At 58.2% G+C, this 21935-nt stretch carries 21 protein-coding genes; all 21 read left to right on the forward strand.

The genetic code is table 11. From position 1 onward, the window contains the following. Positions 1-5 precede the first annotated feature (5 nt). The 21 genes from AC1DWQ_RS04190 to AC1DWQ_RS04290 all read left to right on the forward strand — a co-directional run bounded on the left by AC1DWQ_RS04190 (position 6) and on the right by AC1DWQ_RS04290 (position 21933). A complete protein-coding gene (locus tag AC1DWQ_RS04190) occupies positions 6-680 on the forward strand; it encodes an FkbM family methyltransferase (RefSeq protein WP_477668494.1) in 675 nt (224 codons plus the stop codon). A gap of 152 nt (positions 681-832) precedes the next feature. Next, positions 833-1606: a glucose-1-phosphate cytidylyltransferase gene (gene rfbF, locus AC1DWQ_RS04195; RefSeq protein WP_477668495.1), complete on the forward strand. Its 774-nt coding sequence runs from the start codon at positions 833-835 to the stop codon at positions 1604-1606. Then, positions 1603-2679 carry a CDP-glucose 4,6-dehydratase gene (rfbG, locus tag AC1DWQ_RS04200; protein ID WP_477668496.1) on the forward strand — a complete coding sequence of 359 codons (1077 nt, stop codon included), beginning with the start codon at positions 1603-1605 and terminating at the stop codon, positions 2677-2679. The genes rfbF and rfbG overlap by 4 nt, the downstream gene beginning before the upstream one ends. Positions 2680-2733: 54 nt before the next feature. Next, positions 2734-3567, forward strand: coding sequence for an NAD-dependent epimerase/dehydratase family protein (locus AC1DWQ_RS04205; protein ID WP_477668497.1), 834 nt, complete (start codon positions 2734-2736; stop codon positions 3565-3567). 73 nt (positions 3568-3640) lie between these two features. After that, positions 3641-4963 (forward strand): lipopolysaccharide biosynthesis protein RfbH, encoded by a 1323-nt coding sequence (rfbH, locus tag AC1DWQ_RS04210; RefSeq protein ID WP_477668498.1) that lies wholly within the window; start codon positions 3641-3643, stop codon positions 4961-4963. Between the two features lie 8 nt (positions 4964-4971). Then, on the forward strand, positions 4972-6018 hold the full coding sequence (locus AC1DWQ_RS04215; RefSeq protein WP_477668499.1) for an NAD-dependent epimerase/dehydratase family protein: 1047 nt from the start codon (positions 4972-4974) through the stop codon (positions 6016-6018). Next, the gene (locus AC1DWQ_RS04220; RefSeq protein WP_477668500.1) at positions 6015-6821 is read left to right on the forward strand and encodes a transketolase; all 807 of its coding nucleotides are present in this window, start codon (positions 6015-6017) and stop codon (positions 6819-6821) included. Before AC1DWQ_RS04215 ends, AC1DWQ_RS04220 begins: the two co-directional genes overlap by 4 nt. Continuing rightward, positions 6818-7741: a transketolase family protein gene (locus AC1DWQ_RS04225; protein ID WP_477668501.1), complete on the forward strand. Its 924-nt coding sequence runs from the start codon at positions 6818-6820 to the stop codon at positions 7739-7741. Before AC1DWQ_RS04220 ends, AC1DWQ_RS04225 begins: the two co-directional genes overlap by 4 nt. A 9-nt stretch (positions 7742-7750) precedes the next feature. Further along, positions 7751-9553, forward strand: coding sequence for an ABC transporter ATP-binding protein (locus AC1DWQ_RS04230; RefSeq protein WP_477668502.1), 1803 nt, complete (start codon positions 7751-7753; stop codon positions 9551-9553). Next, a complete protein-coding gene (rfbC, locus tag AC1DWQ_RS04235; RefSeq protein WP_477668503.1) occupies positions 9550-10110 on the forward strand; it encodes a dTDP-4-dehydrorhamnose 3,5-epimerase in 561 nt (186 codons plus the stop codon). The genes AC1DWQ_RS04230 and rfbC overlap by 4 nt, the downstream gene beginning before the upstream one ends. Beyond that, entirely contained in the window at positions 10107-11333 is a 1227-nt protein-coding gene (locus AC1DWQ_RS04240; RefSeq protein WP_477668504.1) for a methyltransferase domain-containing protein, read from the forward strand. The genes rfbC and AC1DWQ_RS04240 overlap by 4 nt, the downstream gene beginning before the upstream one ends. Positions 11334-11458: 125 nt before the next feature. Further along, positions 11459-12538, forward strand: a complete 1080-nt coding sequence (locus AC1DWQ_RS04245) for an FkbM family methyltransferase (RefSeq protein WP_477668505.1) — start codon at positions 11459-11461, stop codon at positions 12536-12538. Beyond that, the gene (locus tag AC1DWQ_RS04250; RefSeq protein ID WP_477668506.1) at positions 12535-13362 is read left to right on the forward strand and encodes an NAD-dependent epimerase/dehydratase family protein; all 828 of its coding nucleotides are present in this window, start codon (positions 12535-12537) and stop codon (positions 13360-13362) included. The genes AC1DWQ_RS04245 and AC1DWQ_RS04250 overlap by 4 nt, the downstream gene beginning before the upstream one ends. Then, entirely contained in the window at positions 13359-14186 is an 828-nt protein-coding gene (locus AC1DWQ_RS04255) for a cephalosporin hydroxylase family protein (RefSeq protein ID WP_477668507.1), read from the forward strand. Before AC1DWQ_RS04250 ends, AC1DWQ_RS04255 begins: the two co-directional genes overlap by 4 nt. A gap of 42 nt (positions 14187-14228) precedes the next feature. Then, positions 14229-15446: a TIGR00180 family glycosyltransferase gene (locus tag AC1DWQ_RS04260; RefSeq protein ID WP_477668508.1), complete on the forward strand. Its 1218-nt coding sequence runs from the start codon at positions 14229-14231 to the stop codon at positions 15444-15446. Further along, on the forward strand, positions 15443-16396 hold the full coding sequence (locus tag AC1DWQ_RS04265; protein ID WP_477668509.1) for a Gfo/Idh/MocA family oxidoreductase: 954 nt from the start codon (positions 15443-15445) through the stop codon (positions 16394-16396). The genes AC1DWQ_RS04260 and AC1DWQ_RS04265 overlap by 4 nt, the downstream gene beginning before the upstream one ends. Positions 16397-16413: 17 nt before the next feature. Continuing rightward, positions 16414-17382 (forward strand): Gfo/Idh/MocA family oxidoreductase, encoded by a 969-nt coding sequence (locus AC1DWQ_RS04270; RefSeq protein WP_477668510.1) that lies wholly within the window; start codon positions 16414-16416, stop codon positions 17380-17382. Positions 17383-17386: 4 nt separating this feature from the next. Then, positions 17387-17950: a D-glycero-alpha-D-manno-heptose-1,7-bisphosphate 7-phosphatase gene (locus AC1DWQ_RS04275; protein WP_477668511.1), complete on the forward strand. Its 564-nt coding sequence runs from the start codon at positions 17387-17389 to the stop codon at positions 17948-17950. Beyond that, entirely contained in the window at positions 17943-18659 is a 717-nt protein-coding gene (locus AC1DWQ_RS04280; RefSeq protein WP_477668512.1) for a sugar phosphate nucleotidyltransferase, read from the forward strand. Before AC1DWQ_RS04275 ends, AC1DWQ_RS04280 begins: the two co-directional genes overlap by 8 nt. Beyond that, positions 18656-20044, forward strand: a complete 1389-nt coding sequence (locus AC1DWQ_RS04285; protein WP_477668513.1) for a GHMP family kinase ATP-binding protein — start codon at positions 18656-18658, stop codon at positions 20042-20044. Before AC1DWQ_RS04280 ends, AC1DWQ_RS04285 begins: the two co-directional genes overlap by 4 nt. Continuing rightward, on the forward strand, positions 20041-21933 hold the full coding sequence (locus AC1DWQ_RS04290; RefSeq protein ID WP_477668514.1) for an N-acetylneuraminate synthase family protein: 1893 nt from the start codon (positions 20041-20043) through the stop codon (positions 21931-21933). Before AC1DWQ_RS04285 ends, AC1DWQ_RS04290 begins: the two co-directional genes overlap by 4 nt. Positions 21934-21935: the final 2 nt, after the last annotated feature.

Genomic DNA, 21935 nt, shown 5'->3' on the forward strand with positions numbered 1-21935 from the left:
CACCAATGTCATTGGTTTCCAAAATCAAAACCCGCCTGGGGCTGATGTACCGCCGCCACATCAAACGGGAGCCATTCTTGATTGAAGTTGAACGTTGGTTCAGCGACCGGGGGGATGAGACCTTGCGCCTGAACTACCCACTGAATGCGCAAAGTATCGTTTTCGATATTGGAGGATACCTGGGCGATTTCGCCGCCGAAATCCACAAACGCTACGGCTGCACCGTCTATATTTTTGAGCCCGTTGCGGAGTTTCATCAGCAGTGCGTAGCACGCTTTCTGGGTAATCCAAAAATCGTCTGTTTGAACTATGGACTGTCTTCCAGCGACGGATTCTTCAATATTGGCCTGGCCGACAACGCATCAAGCTTCGATTCACCGCATGCGACCGGCGCCGTTCAGCGGGTGGAAGTCAGGTCGGTGGTCAATTGCATCAAAGAACTGGAAATTGCGCAAATCGATTTGATGAAGATCAATATCGAGGGCGGCGAGTTTGATGTGATTCCTGCGTTGATCACCTCTGGAGACATTAGTCGGATTCGCCACCTGCAAGTCCAGTTCCACAATTTCATAGACAAAGCCGTATCCCGTCGTGAGCTCATTCGCAACGATCTGGCACAAACCCACGACGAAGCCTGGAACTACGAGTTCGTCTGGGAAAGCTGGAGCCGAAAGGATTGAACCTTGCGTGATCTTCAAATCTTGTGCCACTCAGAGTGGCCGTCCCTGCAAGCTGGAGACCCTTCGCACGGTCCGTCTGTCTTGAGCGTTTTTTTCGCAAACGACGTCACTTCCACGACAGCGCCTTTGGATAACCGAACTCAAGGAAAAACATGAAAGCAGTCATTCTTGCCGGCGGTCTGGGAACGCGCATTTCCGAGGAAACATCTTCGCGGCCGAAACCCATGATCGAGATCGGCGGCAAACCCATCCTCTGGCACATCCTGAAGATTTATTCCGCCCATGGCGTGAACGATTTCGTGATTTGCTGCGGCTACAAGGGCTACATGATCAAGGAGTACTTCGCGAATTACTTCCTGCACATGTCCGACGTGACATTTGACATGAGCAAGAACAGCATGGAAGTGCATCAGCGCAGCGCTGAACCCTGGCGCGTTACCCTGATCGACACCGGCGAAGACACCATGACCGGTGGTCGGCTCGGCCGGGTCGCATCGTATGTCAAGGACGAAGAAGCCTTCTGCTTCACCTACGGCGACGGTGTCGGCGATGTCGACATTACCGCGCTGCTCGCGTTTCATAAGGCGCAAGGCGTCAAGGCGACCCTGACCGCAACCTTGCCGCCAGGACGGTTCGGCGCGCTTGACTTCGAGGGCGACAAGGTGCGCAGCTTCAAGGAAAAGCCCAAGGGCGACGGTGGCATGATTAACGGCGGCTTTTTTGTGCTGTCGCCAGCCGTTCTCGACTACCTCGACGGCGACAATTGCACCTGGGAGCGGCAGCCGCTCGAGTCGCTTGCTGACGAAGGGCAACTCGCAGCGTTCCAGCATGGCGGCTTCTGGCAGCCAATGGACACTCTTCGAGACAAGAATTACCTTGAGGAACTCTGGGCCTCAGGCAAGGCTCCCTGGAAGGTGTGGAAATGACGCCCGAATTCTGGCGCGGCAAGCGTGTCTTTCTGACCGGTCATACCGGCTTCAAGGGGAGCTGGCTGTCCTTGTGGCTACAGCGCCTGGGCGCCGAAGTCACTGGCTATTCACTGGCGCCGCCGACCGAGCCAAGCCTGTTTGATGCGGCTCGCGTTGCCGACGGCATGACATCGTTGCACGGTGACGTGCGCGACCTCGTCGCGCTACGCGAGGCAATGCGTCTGGCCGCCCCGCAGATCGTGATCCACATGGCGGCACAGTCGCTGGTGCGTCACTCGTACGTTGAACCCGTCGAAACCTACGCGGTCAATGTGATGGGAACCGTGAACCTGCTTGAAGCCGTGCGCCACACGCCTGGCGTCAAGGCCGTCGTCAACATAACGACCGACAAATGCTACGAGAACAGGGAATGGCTCTGGGGCTACCGTGAGAACGAGCCGATGGGTGGGCATGACCCCTATAGCAACAGCAAGGGTTGCGCTGAACTTGTCAGCGCGTCCTATCGGGCATCGTTCTTCAGCGCTCAGACCCATGCCCAGCATGGCGTTGCGCTGGCCACAGCGCGCGCCGGCAATGTCATTGGCGGCGGTGACTGGGCCAAGGATCGCCTGATTCCCGACATTCTTGCTGCGTTCGAACAGGGCCGGGTCGTCGATATCCGCAACCCGAACGCCATACGTCCCTGGCAGCACGTGCTTGAACCGCTGCGCGGCTACCTGACGCTCGCCGAACGTCTTTACGACAACGGTCCCGCCTGCGCCGAGGCCTGGAATTTTGGCCCGAAAGATGAAGACGCGCGGCCGGTCGGCGTGATCGTAAGCTGCATGGCCGAACTCTGGGGCGGCAACGCACGTTGGAAGATTGATGCAACCGAGCAGCCTCACGAAGCCAATTACCTCAAGCTCGACATTTCCAAAGCAGTCGGTCGGCTGAGCTGGCGTCCATTGCTCAATCTCGAGACGGCCCTGAACATGATTGTCGTCTGGGCCCGGCGGCGCGGTGAAGGCGCGGACATCCGCGAAACCACTCTGGCGCAAATCGACCATTATCAAACAATGATCCGGCACTGATCGAACGATGCGAAATCTCAAAACCAACATGCGATGTCAGGAAGCGAAAATCCGATGATTTTTATCCTGGGAGCCCGGGGTCGCCTTGGCCACGCTATACACGCCTCGCAAGACCCGGCCCGCGTCGAAGCGCCCGATCATTCCATTTACTCGGAGTGGTGGCGCGACGACGGCGCTGACGAGGTCGCGCGCTTTTTCGAAAGCCGGCACGCCGCCGAAGACAGCGTGGTCTACGTTGCCACAGGCATCATTGATCCTGGTCGCCCACATGACGAGCACGAACGCATCAATTTTTCACTGGCGAAAAATGTGGTTCAGGGTGCAACACGAACCGGGGCGCGAGTCATTACCTTCGGTACGGTCATGGAAAAAGTGGTCGACGACAAAGGGCTTAATCCCTACTATTGGAGTAAAACGAAACTAGGTCGTTTTGTCGAGGAATTTTGCGCGACGAGCCGGCTCGGCTTGCACATACGCCTGCATACCTTGTTTGGGGGGCGGGCGCCGGACCCCTTCATGTTTCTCGGTCAAATCCTGCAGGCTATCGACAGGAACGCCGAATTCAGGATGACGCCCGGCATGCAGTTACGGGAGTACCATCATATTGATGACGAAGTTGCGGCAATCTTCCGGCTCGCAGATTCGCACGCCAGCGGCTCGGTCGAGCTAAGCCATGGCATGCCGGTCATGCTGAAAAACCTGGCCACCTACATTTTTGAGGCGCAAGATCGTCTCGATCTGCTGAAAATCGGCGCCTTGCCCGGACCAGTCAACGACAACTATGAATTTTTGTTCGAGCGTACGCCGGCGCTGGACGGCCTGAATTTCCGCGACACGCTACCAGCGGTTGCAGATTACCTCGCGCAAGTCAAAGAAAGTGCTCGCTGACGTCGGCTCGATTGACCCGCGAACGTTGATCAGCCCCGCTTTATACAACATCAGAATCGGCAGATTTCAAGTTATGCAAAACGCCAAAACCCAAGCTCTTCGCGAGCAAATCTCTGCGCTGGTAGAACAGTACGCCGCAGTCGCATTGGCTCCCGAACCCTTCTTGCCCGGTGTGAGCGTGGTGCCGCCGTCCGGCAAACTACTCGATGCCGCTGAACTCAAGAACATGGTTGAGGCGTCTCTCGACGGCTGGCTCACGACCGGACGCTTCAACGCCGCATTTGAGAAAAAACTCGCTGCATTCATTGGCGTCAAGCACCTCATCACAGTCAACTCGGGCTCGTCGGCGAACCTCGTGGCATTCAGCACCTTGACCTCGCCGAAGCTCGGCGAGCGTGCGATCAAGCGTGGCGATGAAGTCATTGGCGTGGCCGCGGGTTTTCCGACTACCGTCAACCCCATCATCCAGTTCGGCGCGGTGCCTGTGTTTGTTGATGTTGACCGCCTCACACACAACATTGATGCGAGCAAGATAGAGGCCGCTATCGGTCCCAAGACCAAGGCCATCATGCTGGCGCATTCGCTTGGTAACGCCTTCAACCTCGACGCTGTGACCGCACTATGCAAGAAGTACAAGCTCTGGCTGGTAGAAGACTGCTGCGATGCACTCGGTACCACCTACCGGGGCCAGATGGTAGGCACCTTCGGCGACATTGCCACGTTGAGCTTTTATCCGGCCCACCACATCACAATGGGCGAAGGCGGCGCGGTCTTCACCAACAATGACGAACTCAAAGTCATCGCCGAAAGCTTCCGCGATTGGGGCCGCGACTGCTATTGCCCGCCCGGCAAGGACAACACCTGCGGTAAACGTTTCTGCTGGAAGCTCGGTGAACTGCCCGAAGGTTACGACCATAAATACACCTACAGCCACCTCGGCTACAACCTCAAGATCACCGATATGCAGGCGGCCTGCGGTTTGGCGCAACTCGACAAGGCTCCGCAGTTCATCCAGGCGCGCAAGGACAACTTCGCGTTTCTCAAGGAGCGCCTGAAGGCCTGCGAGGAATTCGTCAACCTGCCCGAGCCGACTGAGCACTCTGATCCGTCATGGTTTGGCTTCCCGATCACGCTGAAAGAAAATTGCCCGGTCACCCGGCTCGATCTGCTGACCTACCTCGACCAGAACAAGGTCGGCACGCGGCTGCTGTTCGCCGGCAACCTGACGCGCCAGCCCTACATGAGCGACTGCAACTACCGCATCAGCGGTGATCTGACCAACACCGACAACGTGATGAACAACACATTCTGGATCGGCGTACAGCCCTCGCTGACGCCGGCGATGCTTGAATTCGCCGCACGCAAGATTGAGACCTATCTCGGCGTGAATTTCTAAAAACCATCATGCAAGCTGCCTTCCCTGCCGATGATCTGGATCTGGTGTTGTCTCTGACACCGGAGTTCTGGTCACGCTTTGGCGGGGCCAGGCTGTTCATGACAGGTGGCACCGGTTTCATCGGCAGCTGGCTGCTGCAGTCGCTGCAGCGGGCGAACGACACGCTCGGCAGCCGTCTTGAACTCATTGTGCTGAGCCGAGATCCCGAACGTGCACAGAAAGAGTCACCGCACATGTTCAATCGCCGCGACACCCGGCTGGTCGCGGGGGATATGCTCGACTTCACCGTGCCGGCCGGCAAGCTTGACCTGATGGTTCACGCAGCCGCTGATGTCGGCGATCCGCACCGGGCGGCCGACCCGCTGGCGGTATTTGATTCGATCGTGCAGGGAACGCGGCGCGCGCTCGACCTCGCCGACGCAAGCGGTGCATCGCGCTTTTTGTTGACGTCCAGCGGCGCGATTTATGGTGCCCAACCTGCTTCAATCGAACGAATGCCGGAGACCTATGCATGCGCGCCCGATCTGCTGCAACCGGCTGCTGCGTACGGCAACGGTAAACGCGCGGCCGAATGGCTCGCATGCACCTATGCCGCGCAGTTCGGGCTTGGTGCCTGCATCGCACGCATTTATGCGCTGATCGGCCCAGGCCTGCCGCTGAACGGGCCATTCGCAGCCGGGAATTTCATCCGCGACGCGCTCGCTGGACGGCCCATTGAAGTCAGGGGTGACGGCCGGCCTCTGCGATCATTTTTGTACATGGCGGACCTCTGCGTCTGGCTATTACGCATTCTCGGCACCGGCAAGCCGGGCCAAGCCTATAACGTGGGCTCGGAAAGCGCGGTAAGTATCGCCGAGCTCGCGCAGCATATCGTTCGAGCCTCGGGGGCCGGGCTTGAAGTGAAGATCGAAGCATTGCCTACCGCCGAACCTGCGCCACGCTACCTGCCCGACACGCGCAAGGCGCGGGAGGAACTCGGCCTTGCGGAATTCACGGGGATCGAGGCCGCGCTGCTCAAAACATTCAACTGGAGTCGTTCATCGATCACATCATGAACAAATTCAACGCCACTCGCATCCGAAGAACTGTCCTGGATATGGCCTATTCCGGCGCGACCGTGCATATCGGCTGCGCATTTTCGATCGTCGAACTGCTCGCCGTGCTTTACCGGAGTCATCTCAGGTTCGATCCTGCGAATCCCGAATCACCCGATCGGGACTACATGGTGCTCAGCAAAGGCCACGGCGTGATGGCGCAGTACGCCTGCCTGCACGAAATCGGATGGCTTGACGACGGCGACATCAGCCAATACTTCAAGGACGGCAGCCGGCTCAAGGGGTTGGCCGATGCCCATATTCCCGGCGTCGAAGCAACGGCCGGCTCTTTGGGGCACGGGCTTTCGGTAGCAACAGGCCTGGCCATGGGTGCAAAGCTCAGCCAGACAGATCAGATCTGCTATGCGCTGGTCGGGGATGGTGAACTCAACGAAGGCGCGATCTGGGAGGCAGCGCTGTTCGCCACGCATTTCAAGCTCGACAACCTCGTCGTGATCGTCGACAAAAACGGCTTCCAGGCAATGGGCACCACCGACGAGGTCATTGCACTCGGCAACATCGAGGAGAAATTCCGCGCCTTCGGTTTCGACGCAGTCACCATTGACGGCCATGATGAAGCCGCTATTGACGCGGCCTACCGCGACGCGCGCGCCGGCCGCAACGGAAAGCCGAAAGCAATCGTCGCGACCAGCATCAAGGGCAAGGGCGTCTCGTTCATGGAGCACAACAACGTCTGGCACTACACACGGCTGACCGCCGAGACCCACGCGGCCGCGATCGCCGAGCTCGGAGGCACAGCATGAGAAACGCATTCTCCGACGCGCTGGTCGCTGCCGCGCTGGCCGACCCTAAAGTGCTGCTTCTCACGGGCGACCATGGCTATGCCCTGTTCGACGCTTTTCGCAAGGCCAGGCCGAACCAATACATCAATTGCGGCATTGCTGAGCAAAATATGGTGGGGGTGGCGGCGGGTCTGGCTAAAGCCGGTTTCAAACCCATCGTTTATGGCCTCGCGGCATTTGTACCGATGCGTGTGCTTGAGCAGATCAAGATCGACGTCTGCTACGAAAACCTGCCTGTGATCCTGATAGGTGACGGCGCCGGGCTCGTTTACAGCCATCTCGGCAGCAGCCACCAGTGCACCGAGGACATCGCCTGCACGCGCGCGGTACCGGCATTGACCGTGTTGTCTCCAGCTGACCGCTTTGAAATGACCGCGACCATGCAGCTTGCACTGCGGCTCGAATCACCGGTCTATATGCGCGTCGGCAAAAGTGATCGCGGTGACGTGCACGACGGTCCAGTCAAACTGCAAGCTGGCGGCATGCTACCGGTGAGTCCGAGAGGGAAGCGCATCGCCCTGCTCGCAACCGGATCCATGGTGAAGACCGCACTCGAACTCATCAAGCAGGGCCTCGACGCAGAAGCCTGGAGCGTGCCGTCGATCAAACCGCTGGATCGCGAGTGCCTGCATTCGATTATCGACCGGGTCGACGCCATCGTGACCTTGGAGGAACATTCGGTCATGGGCGGACTAGGTGCCTGCATCACCGAAGAAGTTACCGCCTACCGGCCGCTGCCGGTCTGCCGCATTGGCATCAAGGACCGCTTCTCGTCGCTCTGCGGCACCTGGGATTACCTGCTGCATGAGCATGGGCTCGACCTTCCGAGCGTGCGACAAAGCGTCGAGGCCTTTCTCGCTGGCAAGCCGTCCAAACACTGAGTTATGACCTTGAAGCAGGAACTCCCACAACTGTTGCGTCGGCTCTGGCTGCATTTGAGCCTGCGGCGTCGGCGCCAGTTCGCGGGTTTGCTGGCCCTGACGCTGGTCAGTGCGTTCGCCGAGGTGATGAGTTTGGGCGCCGTACTGCCTTTTCTCGCGGTCCTGACCGCACCGGAGCGGCTGTTCGCCTACCCACTCGTCACCCAGGTCGCACAGGCATGGGGTATCGCTTCAGCACAAGGATTAATCCTGCCGCTGACGATTATTTTTGCGGCAGCAGCGCTTCTGGCCGGGGCCTTGCGCATGTTGCTACTCTGGGCTGGCATGCGCCTGGGCCTGACCAGCGGTTCCGATCTCAGCACCGAACTCTATCGGCGCACCCTCTACCAGCCCTATCAGGTACATGTCTCGCGCAACAGCAGTGAGGTCATCGCCGGCATCACGCAAAAGGTCAACAGCATAGCTTTCGGGGTGCTGCAACCGGTACTTGTGCTGCTGAGCTCGGTCGTCCTGCTCGCGTCCGTTGTTGCCGTTCTTGTCGTCATCGACCCATTTGCCGCAACCGTCGCCGCGCTGGGCTTTGGCGCCAGCTACACCATCATTGCCGCCATAACCAGGCGCCGGCTCCGGCAAAACAGCGAGCTGGTGGCACGCGAGCAGACGCAGGTCGTCAAGGCGCTGCAAGAAGGCCTCGGTGGCATCCGCGATGTGCTGTTAGACAATGCGCAACCGCTGTATTGCGAGATCTACCGCAAGGCCGATCATCCGCTGCGCCGCGCCCAAAGCGACAGCCAATTCATCAATATCAGCCCGCGCTACGCGATGGAAGCGGTTGGCATGGTGCTGATCGCGGCGCTGGCTTATGCACTCAGTCAGCAAAACGGCGGCGTTGCGGGCGCATTACCGGTGCTCGGCGCACTCGCACTCGGCGCGCAGCGCCTGCTCCCGGCCTTGCAACAAAGTTTCGGGGCCTGGGCCACGATCGTGAGCTGTCAGGCCTCGCTCGCCGAAACGCTGGCGCTGCTCGACCAGCCGCTCCCACCCGAAGCATTCCAGCCACCGGCTGCACCGCTGGATTTCAAAAACCATATTCATTTTGACCAGGTGCGCTTTCGCTATTCGGACACAACGCCGTGGGTGCTTGATGGTCTCGATCTGACAATCACTAAGGGAACTCGCGTCGGTTTTGTCGGTAGCACGGGTAGCGGGAAAAGTACAACACTCGACCTCATGATGGGCTTGTTGCTTCCAACCGAGGGACAACTGCTGGTGGATGGCAAACCGGTCAGTGGCGACCATCTGCGTGCCTGGCAGCGCACCATCGCCCATGTACCGCAGAGCATCTATCTGGCCGACACCAGTCTCGCTGAAAACATCGCCTTTGGCGTGCCAAGGCAGTTGATCGATATGTCGCGTGTACGCGAAGCCGCGCAACAGGCACAGATTGCCGAATTTATCGAAAGCCGTACCGGCGGCTACAACGCGCATGTCGGTGAACGCGGCATCCAGTTATCAGGCGGTCAACGCCAGCGCATCGGCATCGCGCGAGCCCTCTACAAAAAGGCCAGCGTGCTGATATTCGACGAAGCGACAAGTGCCCTCGACAACGCGACCGAGCAATCGGTCATGACTGCGATTGACGGGCTGGATCGCGGCCTCACGATCCTTCTTATCGCACACCGCCTGACGACCGTCATGAATTGTGACGTCATCATTGAACTCGAACACGGAAAGGTCGCTTCGCAAGGCAGCTACGACGAGCTGCTGACACACAGCGCGAGCTTCCGACAACTCGCGCAGGCTTCTCCATGAGCACGATGACCATCCACAACACCACCCTGCCTGATGTGCTGGTGGTTGAAACCACACGATTCTCGGACCTGCGGGGCGCCTTCAGCCGCCTCTTCTGCGAGCGTGAGCTTGCCGAGGTAACCGGAGAGCGTCGCATCTTGCAGATCAATCACTCGCGCACACTGTCAAAAGGTGCGATTCGCGGTTTGCACTACCAGCGCCCACCACACGCCGAAATGAAGCTCATACGCTGCATCCGGGGCAAGGTGTGGGATGTCGCGGTCGATCTAAGGCAAGGCTCACCGACTTTTTTACACTGGCATGCCGAGGAACTCACACCTGAAAATGGCCGCATGCTGGTCGTTCCCGAGGGCTGTGCACACGGCTTTCAGGTGCTCGAGGAAAACAGCGAGATGTTGTATCTGCATACCGCCTTTTACAAACCTGAAGCCGAAGGCGGCCTTGCCTATAACGACCCTAAACTGGCTATCACCTGGCCGCTTCCCGCGACCGATGTCTCGGAAGGTGATCGTGGCCGCCAGCACATTAATCACGATTTCACAGGACTTGCCGCATGAACTGCCGCCATTGCAACACTCCCCTGCAGCATGTATTCCTCGATTTGGGGTTTGCGCCGCCCTCCAATGCATATCTGACCAAGGCGCAGCTTACGCAGCCCGAGGTTCACCTCCCGCTGAAACTGTTTGTCTGTGACCACTGCTGGCTGGTGCAAACCGAGGACTTCACGCAAGCCAACGAGCTGTTCCGCTATGACTATGCGTACTACTCGTCGACCTCGATCAGTTGGCTCGATCACGCCGCACGCTACACCACAGCGATCACCAAACGCTTCGGACTCGGTTCCGAGAGTTTCGTGATTGAAGTTGCCTCCAATGACGGTTATCTGCTTCGCAACTTTCTGCCGCCGGGAATCCCCTGCCTCGGCATCGAACCCACAGAAGGTACAGCCAAGGCCGCAGAGAATCTCGGCATTCCGGTACTACGCGAGTTTTTCGGTGATACGTTGGCCAAACGCCTGGCAGCTGAAGGCAAACAGGCCGATCTCATCATCGGTAACAACGTCTATGCGCACGTACCGGACATCAACGACTTCACACGTGGCCTCAAGTCGGTGCTCAAGCCGACTGGTGTGATCACGCTCGAATTCCCGCACCTTATGCAACTGATCGAGCACAACCAGTTCGATACGGTCTACCACGAACATTTTTCCTACTTGTCACTGCAAAGCGTCAGCCGTATCTTCGACCAGGCCGGCCTGCGTGTGTGGGACGTCGAAGAACTCAGCACCCATGGCGGCAGCCTGCGCGTCTACGGTTGCCACCGCGAGGACACACGCGAGAGTACCGGCGCGGTCGCGCGTATTCTCGAAGACGAACGGCGCCACGGCCTCCGTGACTTGAACACGTATCTGAATTTTCAGCCGAAGGCCGATCGGGTCAAAAACAAGTTACTTACCTTTCTGATCGAGCAAAAGAACGCCGGCAAAAAGGTCGCGGCCTACGGCGCGGCTGCCAAGGGAAATACCCTGTTGAACTATGCGGGTGTCAAGCCAGACCTGCTGGCATATGTTTGCGACGCCGCTCCATCCAAGCAGGGCAAATACCTGCCTGGCAATCACATTCCAATCCTCCCACCATCGGCAATGGCCGAACACCGCCCGGACGTGGTGGTTATCCTGCCTTGGAATATCGCTGCCGAAGTCATGCAACAGCAAGCCCACGTGCGAACTTGGGGCGGCAATTTTGTGGTTGCGGTTCCCGAACTGAAAATCATGGCGTGAATTAAGCATGCTTCAACCACTCGATCCAGTTCGCAATTCACACTGAAAATTAGTACCTTAATGCGTGCGTAGCGCGTCAACACCGATTCGGCTTTTGCCAAAATCTTTCGTCTCTGGAGAAAACAATGTCAAACGACCCTCGTGACCTAAACGGTCAAAAATTACAACGAGCACTTTCGACGCTTGGACGCGATGCCTTGTTGCGCAGACGTCTGATTGACTGGTTGAAGGAAGCAGAAAAAACCTTCGACTATCAAGGTTCGGTTCGCGATGACATTACGGGCCCGATTATCGATGCGCTTCACACCGAAGATGACCGATATGAAAAGACACTGCAGGATGGAACACGCTTTGAGTTTCTCTACCGAACAAAAATTGCGAGGGATTTCATGCTTTCGGAGCGGGAAAATCCTACTCATGTCTGGGAACCTCAAACGACAAGATTACTGCAACACCTGTCCGCCCACAGCGACGGCGATGTTCTGATAGGTGGCGCATATTTTGGCGATCATGCCATTTTATTGGCTCGCCAACTGCAGAAAGAAGACCGTCAGGTTCATTGTTTTGAGCCCAGTCCCGAGCAATCAGAAATGCTCGCAAGAAATGTTGCGCTAAATGATCTGAACAACTTGGTCATTAATCGCAAGGGACTGTGGGATGTCAGCAGCCAGCGGCTTCGTCTTGAAGGCTTCGACTCGTTCGCCAATTCGGTCGTTGCGGACACTGCCGAAGATAGTTTTGAAACGGTACGAATTGACGACTATTGCGCCGCAATGCAACGCCGACTCGGCGTCATCATGCTCGATATTGAGGGCGCGGAGTTTCGTGCGCTGCTAGGAGCTGAAAAAACACTCCTGAATAACCACCCAAGCATCGTTTTTGAAGTTCACCGGGACTATGTGGACTGGTCAAACGGCTTACTAAATGCACCAGTTTGTAAATTGTTGAGCGCAGCGGGCTATCAGCTTTTTGCGGTGCGCGATTTCCACAATAACCACGAAGTCGGGGAGCTTTGTATCGAACTCATTCCGGCCGAGGCCGTTTACCTCGAGGGCCCACCGCATGGCTTCAACATGCTGGCCGTAGCAAATACGCAACTCATATCTGGCCCCCTTTTCAAGCAGGTAAAGAACGTGAGCCCCAAGTTACTCCGTCATAAATCACCTGAACTACATCATCCCTTGGATGGGTTTCCTGGCGAATGAAATTCACAGTGTTTGGTGGCGCCGGGTTTGTCGGCCGTCACTTGGTCACTCATCTGCGTGAGCGCGGTTACGAAGTAACCGCGCCGGTGCGCGGCGCGCTAGTCCATAGCGAGGAGAACCTCGGCCACGTGATTTATGCGATCGGCCTGACAGCCAACTTTCGCAGTCGACCACATGACACCGTCGAAGCGCATGTTGGTTTACTCTCAACATTGCTCCAGTCGAGCCGCTTCGATTCGTGGCTATACCTCTCAAGCACTCGGGTCTACGCGAGCTTGGCGCCAACTGACAGCGCGAAAGAAGATGCGAAAATCTCGATCGCACCGTCGGCCGACAGCCTGTATGACCTCAGTAAGCTTCTCGGTGAAGCCCTGTGTCTTACGCAGGCTTCGCCGGCCGTGCGGGTGGCAAGGCTATCCAATGTCTATGGCCCTGGGCAAGGTAAAGCTACATTCCTGGCGTCGGTGATCCGTGAACTGCGCGAGACCAATAGCGTCACGATCCATGAAAGTCCGACCTCCTGCAAAGATTACGTCGACATCGACGATGTCGTACCGTTGCTCGAAAATATCGCGATTAGCGGCCGGCAGCGCCTCTACAACGTAGCTAGCGGGCAATCCGTATGTCACGCCGAACTGGCACGCGAGCTGGCGGCGCTGACGGGCGCACATATCTCCTTCGCACCAGGCGCGCCCGAGCGCATTTTCCCGACCGTCGACATAGCGGCGGTAACTACCGAGTTCCACTACCTGCCCATGAAGCTGAAAGATCGGCTCTCAGGCTTGTTGTCCACCTATCCCATCCAACACGGAGTACCACTGTGAGCGCCACACCCAACGATCCAATCGCGGCTTTCGAAGCTGAGAAATTCAGCACCATCGCCAGCTATCCCGCCAACAAATCATGGCAATCACTGTCGTCGCAATGGATGGCGGAAGCTTTCCGCGGCCGCTATATGTATAACTTTTCATGGCAGGGCCGACCCATTATCCAGACCCCGGTCGATATGGTCGCGACGCAAGAACTGATCTGGCAGGTCAAGCCGGATCTGATTATCGAAACAGGCATCGCGCATGGCGGCTCATTGCTCATGAGCGCCGCAATGCTGGCGTTGATTGATTACTGCGAAGCCGTCGAAAGCGGCTCCACGCTCGACCCGAAAGCCACATCGCGCCACGTGCTCGGACTCGACATCGATATCCGCAAGCACAATCGCGATGCAATAGAAGCACACCCGATGGCGCACCGCATCCAGATGCTCGAGGGCTCATCGACTGATGAAAAAATCATCGAACAGGTGCACGCGATCGCGAAAAAGCACCGAAAAGTCATGGTATTTCTCGATTCAAACCATACGCACGAGCACGTATTGGCAGAACTCGAAGCCTACGCACCTTTGACAAGTGCGGGCAGTTATTGCTGCGTGTTCGACACGATTGTCGAGGATCTGCCGAACGATATGTTCCCTGATCGCCCCTGGGCACATGGCAACAACCCGAAGACCGCGGTATGGGAATACCTCAAGCGACTGAAAGAACAAGGCCGCCAAGCCGTCGATGGTGGAAAGCTCGTATTTGAAATCGACAAGGCCATCGAGAACAAATTGCTTTTGACGGTGGCTCCAGACGGCTATCTCAAGCGCATCTGATGCCTTTTTTCGGAGAAATTCGTTTCCAGACGTTTGAAAACCATGGCCAATCCCACTCTCGATAGCTGGTTTGCCCACTCGCTGCGAAAAAGCGCTAACGAAGAAAACCCTTCTTTTGCCACGCTTTCGCTGCTGACAGTGGTCATACCTTGCTATGCAAGACAGGATTTCCTGTTGCGACAGTGTGTGTATTGGCACGGCAGTGGTGCGAGCGTGGTGATCGTCGACGGCTCACCGCAACCACTGGATGGCATCTCGCGGCAGACGCTGGATGGCCTTAGCGATGTAATTTATCTACATGCTGCAATCAGCATGTCTGACCGTCTAAAAATGGCGTCCAAACATATCCGCACGCCGTACGCGACCTTGCTCGGGGACGACGAATTTTTTCTGTTCAGCGGACTTTGCAGCGCAATTCTTGCACTTGAACGCGACGCTTCACTGAGCGCCTGCATAGCGCAGTCGCTGGCGTTTCATACCATGCAGGACGGGACTGCCTGCAGTTACGGCCACGGTTACCCGCATTGGCGTTACACGGTCCGGCAGGACGAGATTGAACAGCGGCTGCAGACTGCAATGTCGGACTATACGGCCGCGACCTGCTACGCCGTCTTGCGCGCGCCAGTCTGGTGCAAATCCTGGGGGCAGCTTGAAAACTGGTCGTCACCCTATGTGAGCGAGATGCAGCAAGGAATCACTACCTATATCTGGGGAAAACTTACGACGGTCGACGAGGTGTACTGGATGCGCTCCAGCGAAAACCGGTCTATCACGAGCACAGACTTCAATCGCGGTCTGTCGTTTCGCGACTGGTGGTCGTCTGCTCAATTTGAGACGGAGCACGAGCGGTTTTTCGCGATACTCACCCGTGAGCTCAAAAGCGCCATTACCGTTGACGACGCGCGCGCGCGTGCCGTAGTGCGCGAGGCGGTCGAGACATTTATCAGGCATCTCGATGATCTCGACCGTGATACCAGGCAGGCGCTGACAGGTCCAGGCGCGGTATTGAATACCTTCCGCAAGAGCACCGCTGCTATCGCCAAACGGCTGCTGCCGCGCAGATGGCTGGAGTACCTCAAGTCAGCCATGTTCGGTGCTGTCCCGGCACCGACGCCCGGCAACTATGGCCAATTGCAAGATCTGCAAAAACTTACTCCTCCCGTTGAATTTCTGATTGATGACCGGTTGATCGCCGAACTGTCGGCCATGGAGAATTTGATCAGCGGTTTCTACCGGGCAAGAAAAGGGCACGTAGCATGACCCACAGCGTCCTCATCTCCGGTGCAGGCCAACTCGGCTCGCGCTACCTGCAAGGCCTTGTGAACTGTGCCAGCCCGCTTTGCATTCACGTTCAAGACGTCGATCCGGTGTCGCTCGCGAGAGCGCAACAACGCTGGGACGAGGTCGCGAAAGCGAACAGCCCGCATCAGGTCCAGTTGCATACCTCGCTCGCAACGATGCCGGCAGCCATCGACGTCGCGATTGTTGCAACTACCGCACGCTGGCGACCTGAGGTGGTGCGAGAAATTGCCGCGCGGACGACGGTAGGCGCCTGGATCCTCGAAAAGGTGCTGGCACAGAGTGAGACAGGGCTCGACGAGATTGAGCATCACGTTGGCCACGCCAGAGCCTGGGTGAACACGCCGCGAAGAATGCTCGACTGGCATCAACAGATCAAAGCGCAGCTAACGCCCGGTAAACCAATGCATCTGAAGGTCAGTGGAGGTGCATGGGGACTGGCCTGCAACTCAATCCACTTTCTGGACATGTTCGCCTGGTGGACCGGTGAAACGCCCACAACATTTGATACCAGTGAACTCGCACCTGGCTGGATCGAATCCAAGCGCCCCGGCAACTGGGAGGTCATGGGCACGCTTAAAGTCGACTTCTCGGGCGGATCAACTGCGACCCTGGAAGCCGGCGACGGAGATGTCTTCTACCGCTTTGAACTCGATGACGGCATACACCGCTGGGCCATCGACGAAGCGGCCGGCACCGCAAAACGATCCGACGGACTCGATTTGCCGGGGCGCCTCCCCTTCCAGAGCGAAGTAAGCGGCGCACTCATCGAGTCGATTCTTGTCGGCAACGATTGCGCGTTGCCGACTTTGGAGCAGTCGCTCGAGATCCATCGTCCTTATATTCGAGCCCTGCTTGATCATTGGTGCGTCGCCGTCAATGCCGAAGCCGGCGCTGTCCCCATCACCTGAAACCGAGGAACATAGACGTGAACATCTGGTTGATCGGCGCGGGGCCGCATGCCCGCGAATACGCCAAAGTCTTGCAACATCTGGGCCTGGACTTCGAGGTGATCGGGCGTGGCGAATCATCTGCACTGGCCTTTGAGGCCGCCACCGGCCACGCCGTACGGCGTGGCGGCTTGGTGCAAGCGCTCGCTGAGTCAGGAGCGCCAGCACGAGCGATCGTGGCAGCGAGTTTCGAGGAGCTTGCGCCGGTTGCACTCCATTTACTGGAGGCCGGCACCCGGCGCATCCTGCTTGAAAAGCCCGGTGGCCTGAATCTGGCTGAACTCGGCGCGGTCGCGGCGGCAGCCGAGCAGCACCAGGCCAATGTGCTGATCGCTTACAGCCGGCGCTTCTACGCCGCGACCCGGCAGGCACGAAAAATGATTGAGGAAGACGGCGGCGCACTCAGTTGCAGCTTCGAATTTACCGAATGGGCTCACACGATCGTACCGATGCCCCTACCCGATTCGGTCAAGCAGTCCTGGGTCATCGCCAACTCGTCGCACGTGCCCGACCTTGCGTTCCATCTCTGCGGCTTCCCGAAGGACTGGAAAAGCTGGCGTGCTGGCGCGCTTGACTGGCATTCGGCTGCCGCGCGGTTTTGCGGCGCCGGCGTAACCGAACGCGGTGTGCTATTTAGCTATCACGCTGACTGGGAAGCTCCTGGCCGCTGGGCCGTAGAGGTGCTGACCCGCAAGCGCAGGCTTATCTTCAAACCAATGGAACAGTTGCAGGTCACCCACCTGGCATCAGTCAAAGTCGAACCCGTCGTCATCGATGATGTAATCGACAAAGAGTTCAAGCCGGGATTGCATGCTGAGACCCGCGCTTTCATTGAAGGCGACGACACGCTGTTCTGCACGATCACCGAGCAGCTTGAACACGGCGCTATCTACAGCGAGATGGCCGGTTACACAGCGACGCCCGAGACAGGCAGCAAGGCGGCCTGAAAAGATGACCTCGCAACTGATCGTTTTCGACAGGGACGGCACCCTGATAAGGCATGTGCCTTATCTCTGCGATCCGGCGCAGGTGGTCTTGTTGCCGGGCGTGCGCGAGGGCTTGACGCGGCTACGGGCCGCCGGTCACCTATTGTTTTTGCACACCAATCAGTCGGGGGTCGGTCGCGGCTATTTCCCGTTGGAGATGGCGGTTCGCTGCAACAACGAAATGCTGCGTCAGCTCGACCTCGGTCCGGCGCCGTTCGAAGAGATTTGCATCTGCCCGGAAGTGCCCGAGGCGCCCGCACTGTATCGCAAGCCATCACCCAGGTTCGGCCTCGAACTGCTCTCGAGATATTCGAAACAGGCCGCCGATATCTGCTATATCGGCGACAACCTGAGCGATCTCATGACGGCTGCCAACCTCGGCTGCCGCGGCATTGGCGTAAACACCGGCGTGCACAACCTGCACCAAGAGCTCGCGGCTCGTTCACTTGAGGCACATTTCGAGGTATGCGACAACTTCGGCGAGGCCGTTGACATGCTGTTGGCCTGGAGCAGTGAACATCATGGCTGAACCTCGCCTGCTGGTGCTCGCAGGTGGCTTCGGCACGCGCCTGCGCAGTGCCGTCTCGGACGTCCCCAAACCGCTGGCACCGGTCGCAGGCGAGCCCTACCTCGGCTATCTGGTCGACAACTGGATCGCCCAGGGGGTACGTTCGATGACCTTTCTGCTGCATCACCAATCCGAACTGATCGAAGAATTCGTTGGCGGGCTTGCGCAAACAGGTCGGCTTCACGGCTGCGAAGTCGACTTCCTGGTCGAACCCGAACCGCTGGGAACGGGTGGTGCCGTAGCCTACGCGGTACGGCAACATGCCCTCGCGGGTTCCTTCCTTGTCAGCAACGCCGATACCTGGCTCGGCAGCGGTATCAGTGCGGTATTTGCGGCCGAATCGCCTTCAATGGCCGTAATTTGCGTAGAAAATACGGAACGCTATGGCAGCGTACGGACGTCGGCCAATAAAATAGCCCTTTTTGAGGAAAAGCAAAGCAGCCGCGGTAAGGGCCTGATTAATGCGGGTCTGTACCATCTCGATGCGGACCTGTTTAGGCATTGGGATGGCAAGCCCTTTTCCCTGGAGCGGGATGTCTTCCCGGATTTGGCGGCCGACAACCGGCTGACAGCTGTTTCACTGAATACCGACTTTATCGATATCGGCGTGCCGGAAGACTATTTCCGGTTTTGCCGATGGATAGCGTCAAACAAGGCGGGAACCCTGTGAGCTTCGAATTATTCTTGATTTCAGAAAATGCGTCGTTGCGCGATGCATTGACGCAACTCGAAGCCAACCACCATGGCATCGTGCTGACGACCAATGCCGAAGGCATGGCGACCGGATTGGCGACCGACGGGGACGTGCGTCGCAAGCTGCTTGAAGGCGCGCAGCTCGAGGACGCCATCAAGTCCTGCGCCAACCCTGACTTCGTCTGGGCCGACAAGGCAAGTTCGCGCGAACTGCTGCTCAAACAGCTCGACCACCATATCAAAGTCATACCGCTGCTCGACGAAAACCGGCGCCTGGCCGGAATCGTAAGCCGCGACCACATGCCGCGTCAGATCGAAGAGCCTGTCTATGCGCGAGCGCGCTCGCCGGTGCGGATCAGCTTTGGCGGTGGCGGTTCAGACCTCACGCATTTCTTCGCCGGTGAAGGCGGAGCCGTGATCAACACAACGATCTCGCTCTACAGCCACGCCACTTTGCGCAAGCGCGACGACACGCGCATCGAGATCCATTCACGCGACCTCGGTGAATCGCTGCATGCCAACGACCTGCAGCACGCGCTGTCACAAAAGGGCCGTTTCGGGCTGATCCTGGCATTGATCAAGGCAGTACACCCAGACTTTGGTTTTGAGCTCTACCTGCATTCCGATTTTCCGATGAATTCCGGGCTAGGTGGCTCGGCCGTACTCGCGGCAGCCGTGCTTGGCTGCTTCAATCAGTTCCGCCAGGACCGCTGGGACTCGCACGAAATCGCGGAACTTGCATTTCAGGCCGAGCGGCTCTATCTGGGTATTGCGGGGGGCTGGCAGGACCAGTACGCGACGGTGTTTGGCGGCTTCAATTTCATGGAATTCCGGATGGACCAGAACATCGTTCATCCGCTGCGGATACCGGCCGATGTTCAGCTCGAACTCGAGGAAAGCCTGGTACTTTGCGATACCGGCTCACCACACGACTCCGGCGACATCCACCAGGACCAGCGCCAGCAGATGCAGCAGGATGACATCAGGCAGAAAGTGCAGACCAATGTCGAGCTCACCTACCGCATTCGCAACCATCTGTTGCGCGGCAGGCTGCTGCAGTTCGGCCAGGCGTTGCATGAGTCGTGGCTGCTCAAACGCCAATTCAGCAGCAAGATATCGAACGACCGGCTCGACCAAATCTATGAGGACGCGCGCGCGCACGGAGCCCTTGGCGGCAAGCTGCTTGGCGCCGGCGGCGGCGGTTTCTTTCTTTTTTATGTCACGCCGTTCCGTAAACACGAGCTCATTGGAAAGCTCGAAAGCCTGGGCCTGAATGTGCGTCCATTCCGTTTCGAGCAGGAAGGGCTGCGCGCCTGGTCCGCGCGCGAAGGCAAGAATCAACCCCACCCGGAAAAGACATGAGCATCAGCATTGGCAATTTTGAAATCGGAGCCGGCAGGGCATTTGTGATCGCCGAGATCGGGAACAACCACAACGGCAGCTTTGAGCGTGCCAAGCAGATGGTCGACCTGGCCGTCGAGATGGGAGCGGACTGCGCCAAGTTCCAGTTGCGCAAACTCGACGAGGTCTATCGCCAGCGCACCCTGCGCAAGGACGGCGAGGACCTCGGCACCGAATACGTGCTCGACCTGCTGCGCCGCTTCGAACTCTCAATTGAACAGCACCGCGAACTCGCAGCCTATTGCGGGAGCAAGGGCATTCTCTACCTCTGCACGCCGTGGGATCAACACAGCGTCGACGTGCTCGAGCAGTTGCACGTGCCGGCCTACAAGGTCGCCTCGGCCGATCTGACCAACCTGCCGCTGCTCGAGAAGCTCTGCGCGACCGGCAAACCGCTGATCCTGTCTACCGGCATGAGCCTGCGCGAGGAAGTGCAGGTTACCGTCGACTTCCTCAACAAGCGCAACGCTTCGTTTGTGCTGCTGCACTGCAACAGTACCTATCCGGCGCCGCTGCATGACATCCACCTGCGCTGGATGGAAAAACTCAAACTGATCCATCCGCTGGTTGGTTATTCAGGCCATGAACGAGGTATCGCCGTTACCCTGGCGGCGACCGGCCTCGGTGCCTGCGTGATCGAACGCCACTTCACGCTGGACCGCGGCATGGAAGGCCCCGACCACGCGGCCAGCCTCGAGCATGCGGAATTCAAGCGCCTGATCGAGGGTATCCGCGAGATTGAGCAGGCGCTCGGTGACGGCCGTGAGCGCCGCATCTCGCAAGGCGAGATGATCAACCGTGAGAACCTCGGAAAAAGCCTGGTCGCCGCGAAAGCCCTCAAGAAGGGCTCGATCGTCCGGCCTGAGGATGTGCAGGTGCGCAGCCCTGGCCAGGGCCTGTCGCCGCAGCACTACGAAAAACTGCTGGGCCGCACCTTGCAGCACGACATGGCGGCAGAGGACTTCTTCTATCCGTCGGACCTCAAGGACGAACGGATCGAGCCGCGGCCCTACCGCTTCAAGCGTCCCTGGGGAGTACCCGTCCGCTATCACGACTTCGGTGAATACAACTCGCGCATCAAACCCGATCTGTTCGAATTTCACCTGTCGTATTCGGACATGGAGCTCAAGCTGGACGATTTCCTGAGTGGCACCTATTCCTGTGATTTTGTAGTCCATGCGCCCGAGCTGTTCGCCAACAGCCGGCTGATGGATCTGGCCTCGCCCGACGAAGACTACCGCCGCCAGTCGATCGCTGAAACCCAGCGCGTCATCGATATCACGCGCGGCCTCAAACGCTTCTTTCCGAAGACCATCCGACCGCCGATCGTCGCGAATATCGGCGGCTTCACGATGGACGCGCCGCTGCCGCCCGACGTCATCACGGCCTATTACGAACGCTTCGCAAAAAGCCTCGGCGAACTCGACATGGAAGGCGTCGAACTGATCCCGCAGACCATGGCGCCGTTCCCCTGGCATTTCGGCGGTCAGCGCTTCCAGAACATCTTCGTCCGCATCGAGGAAATCGTCGACTGGTGCCAACGCCTGAACTTGCGCATGTGTTTCGACATCTCGCACACGCGCCTGACCTGCAACCATTTCGGCATCGACTTCTATGACTTCGCCGAAAAGATCGCGCCGATCTCGGCGCACCTGCATCTCGGCGACGCCCAGGGTCTTAACGGCGAGGGCCTGCAGATCGGCGAAGGCGACATCGACTTCACGCGACTCGGCAGAATCCTGGAAAAAGGCTGCCCGACCGCTTCGTTCATCCCCGAGATCTGGCAGGGCCACAAGAACGGCGGCGAGGGTTTCTGGATCGCGCTCGAAAAGCTGGAAGGTACCCTGTGAGC

Source organism: Polaromonas sp. P2_G11 (assembly GCF_056403595.1).